Annotated in this window: 9 protein-coding genes; all 9 read left to right on the forward strand. The window is 53.2% G+C overall.

Features of this window, described 5'->3' with window-relative positions; translation table 11 throughout:
* Positions 1-65 precede the first annotated feature (65 nt).
* Positions 66-1,016 carry a branched-chain amino acid ABC transporter permease gene (locus AC791_RS11820; protein WP_049840631.1) on the forward strand — a complete coding sequence of 317 codons (951 nt, stop codon included), beginning with the start codon at positions 66-68 and terminating at the stop codon, positions 1,014-1,016.
* Positions 1,017-1,024: 8 nt separating this feature from the next.
* Complete coding sequence (locus AC791_RS11825; protein WP_049840632.1) at positions 1,025-2,134, forward strand: branched-chain amino acid ABC transporter permease; 1,110 nt, start codon at positions 1,025-1,027, stop codon at positions 2,132-2,134.
* Entirely contained in the window at positions 2,131-2,898 is a 768-nt protein-coding gene (locus AC791_RS11830) for an ABC transporter ATP-binding protein (RefSeq protein WP_049840633.1), read from the forward strand. The genes AC791_RS11825 and AC791_RS11830 overlap by 4 nt, the downstream gene beginning before the upstream one ends.
* Positions 2,891-3,613 (forward strand): ABC transporter ATP-binding protein, encoded by a 723-nt coding sequence (locus tag AC791_RS11835; RefSeq protein ID WP_049840634.1) that lies wholly within the window; start codon positions 2,891-2,893, stop codon positions 3,611-3,613. Before AC791_RS11830 ends, AC791_RS11835 begins: the two co-directional genes overlap by 8 nt.
* Before the next feature lie 24 nt (positions 3,614-3,637).
* Complete coding sequence (locus AC791_RS11840; protein ID WP_049840635.1) at positions 3,638-4,795, forward strand: branched-chain amino acid ABC transporter substrate-binding protein; 1,158 nt, start codon at positions 3,638-3,640, stop codon at positions 4,793-4,795.
* Positions 4,796-4,812: 17 nt separating this feature from the next.
* Positions 4,813-5,295 (forward strand): L-2-amino-thiazoline-4-carboxylic acid hydrolase, encoded by a 483-nt coding sequence (locus AC791_RS11845; RefSeq protein ID WP_049840636.1) that lies wholly within the window; start codon positions 4,813-4,815, stop codon positions 5,293-5,295.
* Entirely contained in the window at positions 5,292-6,527 is a 1,236-nt protein-coding gene (locus tag AC791_RS11850; RefSeq protein ID WP_049840637.1) for a Zn-dependent hydrolase, read from the forward strand. The genes AC791_RS11845 and AC791_RS11850 overlap by 4 nt, the downstream gene beginning before the upstream one ends.
* A 244-nt stretch (positions 6,528-6,771) precedes the next feature.
* Complete coding sequence (locus AC791_RS11855; protein ID WP_049840638.1) at positions 6,772-7,203, forward strand: nuclear transport factor 2 family protein; 432 nt, start codon at positions 6,772-6,774, stop codon at positions 7,201-7,203.
* Positions 7,204-7,846: 643 nt separating this feature from the next.
* Positions 7,847-9,184 carry a TolC family outer membrane protein gene (locus tag AC791_RS11860; RefSeq protein WP_049840639.1) on the forward strand — a complete coding sequence of 446 codons (1,338 nt, stop codon included), beginning with the start codon at positions 7,847-7,849 and terminating at the stop codon, positions 9,182-9,184.
* The last annotated feature ends 3 nt before the right edge of the window (positions 9,185-9,187 follow it).

The following is a 9,187-nucleotide window of genomic DNA, read 5'->3' on the forward strand; positions in this document are numbered from 1 at the left end:
CGTATTTCACAATTTTATTCAATTGTTGGAAGGTACGTCCATGGTGAGACTCTGTCGGATATGTTTTGGATACCTTAATACAACAATTAATCAATGGCATCATGCTGGGGAGCATCTATGCGCTAATCGCGCTGGGTTACACCATGGTGTATGGCATTCTGCGGATCATTAATTTTGCGCATGGCGATATTTTAATGGTTGGCGCGCTGACCACTTTGTCGGCGATGAACATGCTGGAAAGCACTTTTCCTTCGCTGCCACCGTTGGCCCGTCTGTGCCTGGCGCTACTGACAGCAATGGTCGTGTGCGCGCTGCTGGCGATGGCGGTTGAACGCTTTGCCTACCGCCGCCTGCGCCATGCGCCGCGTCTGGCCCCGCTGATCTCCGGTATCGGCGTATCGGTGCTGCTGCAAACCGTAGCGATGATCATCTGGACGCGCAATCCGCTTATGTTTCCACAAATCCTGTCAATGGATCCGATTGCCATAACCCACGGTAGCGAAGCGCATCCGCCCGCCATTATTACCGTCACCGGCATTGTCACGATCGGTCTTGGGCTGGTTGTCATGCTCGGTCTGTGGGTGCTGGTTGAATTTACCCGCCTGGGACGGGGAATGCGCGCGGTGGCTGAAAACCCCGGCGTCGCCAGCCTGATGGGGGTGAGTCCGAATGCCATCATTACCCTGACATTTGCGATCGGCGGCGTATTTGCGGCGTTGGCCGGAGTGATGATGGCCAGTAATTATGGCAATGCAGGGTTTTCCATGGGGTTCCTGCCGGGCATTAAGGCCTTTACTGCCGCGGTGCTGGGCGGGATCGGCAACATTCGGGGTGCCATGCTGGGCGGTCTGCTGCTCGGCGTCATTGAAGCGCTGGGTGCAGGCTATCTGGGTGAACTGACCGGCGGCGTTTTTGGCAGTAACTATCAGGATGTGTTCGCCTTTATCGTGCTCATTCTGGTGCTGGTCTTCCGTCCTGCGGGCATTCTTGGCGAGCGCGTGGCGCAAAGGGCATAGGTGACAATATGACAACCCCACACTTACAGTCTGCTACACCAGCGTCCCGTCGTCCCTGGTTCGGGCTGGCGCTTTTTACACTCGCGGTGATGGTCGCGCCGGTGGTTGCCGGACAACTGGGCGGCAACTATTGGGTTCGGGTCATCGACTTTGCGCTGCTGTATATCATGCTGGCACTGGGTCTGAACATTGTGGTCGGCTTTACCGGGCTGCTCGATATGGGGTTTATCGCATTTTATGCGGTAGGCGCTTATCTGGCAGCGCTACTGGCCTCACCGCATCTGCTGGAAACATTTCCCCTGCTTCAGGCCTGGTTTCCTGACGGGCTGCATGTCTCCTATTTTCTGATCGTGCCGATTGCTGCGGTAGCGGCGGCCGTCTGCGGCATTTTGCTGGGCGCGCCAACGCTCAAGTTGCGCGGTGATTATCTGGCCATCGTGACGCTCGGCTTCGGCGAAATTATCCGTATTCTGATGCGTAATCTTGACCGTCCGGTCAACATTACCAACGGCGCAAAAGGCATTTCCGGAATTGATACGTTCTCGCTTTTTGGCATCAAATTCAGCGGTATACAACACTGGTTCGGATTGAAAATTCCCTCACTGTGGCTGTGGTACTACCTGCTGATACTACTGATTGTGGCGATCATCGTGGTCTGCGTACGGTTACAACACTCGCGCGTTGGACGTGCGTGGCACGCCATTCGGGAAGATGAGGATGTGGCACGCGCGATGGGCATCAATGTACGCAACTATAAGCTACTGGCATTCGCGATGGGCGCCTCTTTCGGCGGCATCGCGGGAGCACTGTTCGCTGCATTTCAGGGATTTGTCTCGCCGGAATCCTTTACGTTGCAGGAATCAATTGCGGTGCTGGCGATGGTAGTGCTGGGAGGAATGGGGCACATTCCCGGTGTGATTTTAGGGGCGGTACTGTTGACGGCGTTGCCGGAGCTATTGCGCAGCCAGGCAGCACCTGTTCAGCAGGCCTTGTTCGGCAGCGTATTGATTGACCCTGAAATCCTGCGTCAACTGTTTTATGGTCTGGCGCTGGTGCTGGTGATGCTTCTGCGACCCGCCGGGATCTGGCCTGTGCGTCATCGGGAGATTCAGCAATGACACTTCTGAATATAAAAGGCATGAGTAAACGGTTTGGCGGCGTCCAGGCGGTGGACAATGTGTCGCTTGAGGTCCAGTCAGGGGAAATTTACGGTCTCATTGGCCCTAATGGCGCCGGTAAAACCACCTGTTTTAATCTGATTACCGGACTTTATCCGGCAGACAGCGGCACATTTATGCTTAACAACGCGCCTTATACGCCACGAAATGTTGAAAAAGTCACGCGCGTGGGCATCACCCGAACGTTTCAGAACGTACGTCTATTTAACGAAATGTCGGTGCTGGCGAACGTCATGGTTGGGCGTCATGTTCGCACCCGTAACGGACTATGGGGGTCACTCGTGCGTCATAAACGCGCGCGGCATGAAGAGGCGCAAACCCGCGAGCTGGCCTGGCACTGGCTGGAATATACCGGGATCGCCCGGTTCGCCAGCTATCGCGCCTGCGATCTGGCATATGGTCATCAACGCAGACTGGAAATAGCCCGTGCGCTGGCAAGCGACCCGCTGCTTCTGGCGCTTGATGAACCGGCGGCCGGTATGAATGCCGCCGAAAAAGTGGTGCTGGGCGAATTGCTCAGGCGCATTCGCGATGACGGGAAAACGCTACTGATGATTGAGCATGACGTCAAGCTGGTTATGGGGATCTGCGATCGATTAACGGTACTGGACTACGGCAAGGTACTTGCTACCGGCACGCCGGAAAGCGTTCGCCGCGATCCGGCGGTCGTCGCCGCCTGGCTGGGAGGGAATGCCCATGTCTGAACCCTTATTGTGCGTTAGCGGACTTAGCGTCCACTACGGTGGAATACAGGCGGTGCGTGACGTCTCCTTCGTACTCCACGAGGGCGAACAAGCCACGCTTATTGGCGCTAACGGCGCGGGCAAAAGCTCCACGGTACGGGCGATCGCTGGCCTGCAGCCCGCTCAGGGCAAACGAACCTTTGCCGGGCGTGAGATGGCAAAACAAAAACCGGAAGAGCTTCTGCGAGCCGGACTGGTAATGGTGCCGGAAGGCAGGGGGATTTTTACCCGAATGACGGTAATGGAAAATCTACAAATGGGAGCCTGGCGTCGACGAGACCCTGCCGCCGTCAAACGCGAAATCGACGATATTTTTGCTCGCTTCCCTCGTCTCGGTGAGCGTCAACACCAGCTTGCCGGACTGCTTTCCGGCGGTGAGCAGCAGCTTCTGGCGCTAAATCGCGCCATCTTGAGCCGACCCCGCTTGCTGATCCTCGATGAACCCTCAATGGGGCTTGCGCCGCTGATGGTTGAGAACGTTTTTAATCTGATTGCCACCCTGCGGGCACGCGGCATCAGTCTGTTATTGATTGAGCAAAATGCCCGACTGGCGCTGGAAATAACCGATACCGCATGGGTGATGGAGAGCGGCAGTATTGTCCACCATAGCGACTCACGCGCGCTGCTGGCTGATGACAGCATTGCGCATATTTATCTGGGCGAATCGCCCGTTTAACCGCAATTAACACCAGGGAATACCATGAAAAAAATAACGATCAGTGCGCTTAGCGCCGCCATGTTTTTAACCGGCTTCACCACACTGCCTGCATTCGCGCAGGAGGCAGAAACGGTAATTATCGGACTGGCCGGTCCATTGACCGGACCGTCAGCGCGTATCGGTAAAGATCTGGAGAATGGCGCGCAACTCGCTATCGAAGATATCAATAAGCAGCACCCGGTGATCGGCGGTAAAGCGGTGACGTTTAAACTTCAGTCCGAAGATGATCAGTCCGATCCGCGTACCGCAGTCGCCGTGGCACAGCGTCTGGTCGATAGCGGCGTCGCTGGCGTCGTGGGGCACTGGAATACCGGCACCAGCATTCCGGCAGCGCGTATCTACCACGATGCCGGGATTGCTCAGGTCGCACCGGTCGCCACAGGACATGCTTATACGCAGCAAGGGTTCGATACCAGTTTCCGGGTAATGGGACATGACGATGATGGCGGAAAAATCGCCGGCGAGTATGCCCTGCAGACCCTCAAGGCCAAACGTATTGCGGTGATTGACGATCGCACAGCGTTCGGTCAGGGACTGGCGGATGAATTCATCAAATCGATTGAAGCGCAGGGAGGCAAGATTGTTGACCGCCAGTACGTGGACGACAAAACCGTCGATTTTAGTGCGGTGTTGACCGCCATTCGCAGCAAAAATGCCGATCTGATTTTCTTTGGCGGCGTTGACAGCCAGGCGGCACCGCTGGCCCGACGTCTCAAACAGCTGGGCATTAACGCGACATTAATGGGTGCGGGCGGCTTCGTCAGCCAAACCTTCCTGCAACTGGCGCAAAAAGAAGGTAATGGCGTCGTCGCGCTTGAGCCAGGGCTGCCGGTCGATCAGATGCCGGGCGGTAAAGCGTTTGAACAGGCCTGGCAATCACGTTACCACACGCATATCGAACTGCATGCGCCGTTCGCTTACGACGCCACCCGGGTTCTGGTTGCCGCGATGCAAAAAGCAAACTCCGTCGACCCGTCGGCCTATCTGCATGTGCTGCGCGCCAGTCATTATTCTGGTGTGACAGGTCCGATCGCCTTTGACAAAGAAGGTAATCTGAAAGCGCCATCTTTCACCGTATATAAAGTGGTTGACGGTAAATGGCAGCCGCAGACCGTGCTGGGTGGATCAGCCGCGAAGTAACGTAGTGAGGCAATGTGATGAGTGATAATAACGAGCTGGGTATTCTTGCCCGCCGCAAAATTGAAGCTGAAATTATTAAACCGATTTATGACATTCTGGTTCGCGATCTGGGAAGAGATCGCGCTCAGGCGATTATCGGTGAGGCCATTGAGCAGGCCGCCATCCATGCTGGCGAAACGTTCGCCCAACAGGAGCCGGATGGCGCAGATTTGCGCAGTTTTGTCGCGCTGCAATATTTATGGGAAAAGGACAATGCGCTGGATGTCAAAGTCATAGACGATGATGATCGGCACTATAACTACGACGTCACCCGCTGTCGCTATGCTGAAATGTACCATGAGATGGGGTTAGGGGAGATTGGTCATCTGCTTTCCTGCGCGAGGGACGAGAAGTTTATTGTCGGCTATGCACCCGATGTCGAACTGACCCGCACTACCACGATTATGCAGGGCGCGCGCTGCTGCGATTTTCGCTATCGCGTGAAAAAGGAAAAGCCATGATTGCCGTTAATTCAGACAGGCTATGGGCGACGCTTGAGGCGATGGCGCAGATTGGCGCGACGCCTGCTGGCGGCGTGACACGACTGGCGCTCAGTGATGAGGATCGGATCGCGCGCGATCGTTTACGCGACTGGGCAACCGACGCCGGGTTAAGCTGCGACGTGGACTCGCTGGGAAACATGTTTATCCGCCGCCCCGGCAGGCAACCCCATCTGCCGCCGGTCATGACCGGATCGCATGTAGATTCGCAGCCGCGTGGAGGGCGCTTTGATGGCATTTACGGCGTGCTGGCCGGGCTGGAAGTACTGCGTACCCTTAACGATCTCAACATTAAGACCGAGCGCGATATTCTGCTGGTTAACTGGACCAATGAAGAAGGCGCACGTTTTGCGCCTGCGATGCTGGCCTCCGGCGTCTGGACCGGTCAGTTCAGCGAAGCCTTTGCGCTTTCCCGGACGGACGCCGACGGTATTACAGTCGGTGATGCGCTGCACGCTATTGGCTATCGTGGCAGCCGTCCGGCGCGGCCGATCCCGCTGCACTCATGCTATGAACTGCATATTGAACAGGGGCCAATTCTGGAGGACGAAGGCTATGATATTGGCGTAGTGCATGCCGCGATGGGGCAACGCTGGTACACCATTATATTAAAAGGATTTTCCGCGCATGCCGGAACTACGCCGATGAACAGCCGTCGCGACGCGCTGACCGGCTTCGCCCGACTTGCGCTGATGGTGGAGGATATCGGGTTCCGCCATGCTCCTGATGGGCGGGCCACGACGGGTATGGTACAAAATAGCCCCAATTCCCGCAATGTCGTGCCGGGTGAAGTGGTGTGCAGCGTGGAGTTCCGCCATCCTGACGCCGACATCCTCGTCGCCATGGAAGAGAGCCTTTATGCCGCCGTTGCAAGTCTTGCAGGACTGGAAGTCGACATTGAACGGCTATTTGATTATGCGCCCATCGCGTTCGATCCCGACTGTATTGCTCGTGTCGAAAAGGCGGCCACAAATGCAGGTTATACATGGCGACATGTGGTTTCCGGCGCGGGACATGACACCTGCTATCTCAATGCCATCGCGCCAGCCAGCATGATCTTCATCCCTTGTGAAAAGGGGATCAGCCATAATGAGGCCGAGAATATTCACCCAATTTGGGCGGAAAAAGGCGCGAACGTGTTACTGCATACCTTGTTACAGGCGGCAGACGAACACCCTGCAGCCGCGCACTGAACATTCATTGTCTAAGCACTTAGCAACATCGCCTGACCGATAGCTCACTGGTCAGGCGTAGCATTTAGTCTCCGTTTTATTTACAGCACTCAATCTCTGATATGTGATCCGGGCATATGAAATGATGTTTTATTTTTTATAATATCTTGTTCTGTTTTATGGTGGCAGATTGATCCTGTTCCCGACAGGAATGTCTTTTTTGCCCCGTTATTCTGGATCACGAAAACTTAAACAGGAGACTGACATGAAAAAATTATTTTATGTGGGATTGCTACTACTTAGCAGCACATGCTTTGCACAAGGTTCTGATACTAAAGCGGTAACTGATGCAGTTGAAAACATGCGCCTGGCCATGCTAAGCGGAGAAAAGTCCAGTCTGGAAAACGTTGGGCTGCCCTCGTTGAGCTATGGTCACTCAAGCGGACGGGTGGAAAACAATGCTGAATTTGTCAATGCAATTGTAACCGGGAAATCGAAATTCGAGACGCTGAACCTGAGCGATCAAACGGTCCAGATTGATGGTGATGTTGCGATTGTTCGCCATATTCTGCAGGCAAAAACTAACGATAGCGGTAAACCCGGAGACGTGAAGATCGGTGTGATGCTGGTCATGAAGAAAGACAATGCGGGTGCATGGAAACTATTAGCTCGTCAGGCATACAAGTTACCGCAGTAAATCCAGTTGTCTGGCGCATCAGATTTGATGGGCCAGGCTCTGCAATATCAATAATTTTCTTAATGAATGAATATTTTGTCAGGCGTGTTTTATGCGCATTAATTCGTCTTATCAACCACAATGATAAACTTTATAAGCATTATTTTTTGTCTACTATGCCTTTCGTAGATTATAACCCCGTATTTACTTAAAATCTTAGTTGAAAATAAAATATTTATACCCGGCATTAACTAAACTCACATTGCCCTGAAAATCTTTGTGTATAACATACATTGAAATAAACTCAGAAATGTACAGTTGCTGCTTTATAAATTTCACTTAAATAACAACGACTTTATTTATTTAATTTTAATGTCGCTTTTTTATTCAGCGTACGGAAATCAAACTCACCCCCATATTTTTAACACCCTGGTAACATTGTGGTTGTAGTTGAATTTTTATCATTTTGTTATGCTTCAGGGCAGTTAATAAATTAAGCAAATTCTGATGCTAATAATCCTCCGGGCGATTCTCATTCTCATTTTAAATGGGCTGGGTTCACGACATCCTGAATTTAGTCGGAATGGAGAGAAGGATATTTGTCTGATGAGCGCTACCTCTTTTGGATAAGTCGTGCATCAGCACTCAGCGTCAGGGGGATAAAATGACTACATTACAAAATTACAGGCTATTAAGAATGTCAGCCGCTATAGCTTTAATTGCATTAGTGGCAAACACGGTTTATGCCAATAGCAATCCGGTGGGTATTGCACCGATTGCTGAAACCAGCTTAAAAGAAAGTATTCTTTTCGCAATCGATCGCGATCCCTCGGTCAGCCAGCAGGCTGCGCAGCTGGGGATCGGCCAGGCGCAAATAGATGAAGCGCGCAGTGGCTGGATGCCACAAATATCATTGAACGGCAGTACGGGTCACAGCCAGACCACAGATTCGAGCGGATCGCTGAGGAATTCAGCAGCCTGGGGATTGAGCCTGACGCAGCTGATTTACGATTTTGGCAAAACCAATAACAGCATTAATCAGTCTTCAGCTCAGCGTGACAGTTATCGCTTTCAGTTGATGGCCACGCTGTCGGATGTCGCGACAAAAACGGCCCTCAGCTATGTAGAGATCAAGCGTTATGGCGACCTGGTGCAGGCTGCAAAAGAAAACGTTCAGGCGCTCGAAAATGTAGCCCAGCTGGCAAAGCTGCGTGCGGATGCGGGAGTGAGTTCAACGTCTGACGAACTTCAGACCCAGACCCGTATCGCCGGCATGCAGGCTACGGTAGAACAATATACTGCTGCGCTAAACAGCGCCCGCGCAAAGCTTGCGGTATTAACGGGAATGCAGGCAGAACGCTATTCCCCTGTACCCGATAATCTGGCCCCTGAGTCTGGTTCCCTTAACCGTATTGATTACGCATTAATCCCGGCGGTAATGGCCGCGCAGAATAAGGAGCGTTCGGCTGAATATGGCGTCGAGACGGCAAAGTCTCAGCACTGGCCGACGTTAAGCCTGAAAGGCGGGCGTACACGCTATGAATCGGATAATCGTTCCTACTGGGACGATCAGATCCAGCTCAATATCGACGCGCCTATTTATCAGGGAGGCGCGGTATCTGCACGTGTACGCCAGGCTGAGGGCGCAAAAGCGATGGCATCGTCTCAGGTTGACCAGGCACGATTCGATGTACTGCAAAAGGCCTCCGTTGCGCAGGCTGACTGGGCAGGGGCGCGGGGGCGAATAGATGCCGGGCGACGTCAGCTTGAAAGTGCACTCCGCACACGTCAGGTCTACAAAAATGAATATACGCTGAGCAAGCGCAGCATTAATGATTTGCTCAGCGTTGAACAGGATGTTTGGGCAGCGACCTCAGCAAGAATTACGGCAGAATATGATGGCTGGAACTCGGCAATTAATTACGCATCAGCCGTAGACAATCTTATGTCGCTAATTGGGATCGAAAAAAGTGCTGCCGCAAAATTACCTGACCTGAATTAAGGC

The organism is Klebsiella sp. RIT-PI-d (assembly GCF_001187865.1).
In the GTDB taxonomy this organism is placed as follows: domain Bacteria; phylum Pseudomonadota; class Gammaproteobacteria; order Enterobacterales; family Enterobacteriaceae; genus Superficieibacter.

Bases quoted from the DNA above. Each gene is read 5' to 3' on its own strand.
- AC791_RS11825 (WP_049840632.1), top strand. From the start codon at position 1,025: ATGACAACCCCACACTTACAGTCTGCTACACCAGCGTCCCGTCGTCCC.
- AC791_RS11830 (WP_049840633.1), top strand. From the start codon at position 2,131: ATGACACTTCTGAATATAAAAGGCATGAGTAAACGGTTTGGCGGCGTC.
- AC791_RS11835 (WP_049840634.1), top strand. From the start codon at position 2,891: ATGTCTGAACCCTTATTGTGCGTTAGCGGACTTAGCGTCCACTACGGT.
- AC791_RS11840 (WP_049840635.1), top strand. From the start codon at position 3,638: ATGAAAAAAATAACGATCAGTGCGCTTAGCGCCGCCATGTTTTTAACC.
- AC791_RS11845 (WP_049840636.1), top strand. From the start codon at position 4,813: ATGAGTGATAATAACGAGCTGGGTATTCTTGCCCGCCGCAAAATTGAA.
- AC791_RS11850 (WP_049840637.1), top strand. From the start codon at position 5,292: ATGATTGCCGTTAATTCAGACAGGCTATGGGCGACGCTTGAGGCGATG.
- AC791_RS11855 (WP_049840638.1), top strand. From the start codon at position 6,772: ATGAAAAAATTATTTTATGTGGGATTGCTACTACTTAGCAGCACATGC.
- AC791_RS11860 (WP_049840639.1), top strand. From the start codon at position 7,847: ATGACTACATTACAAAATTACAGGCTATTAAGAATGTCAGCCGCTATA.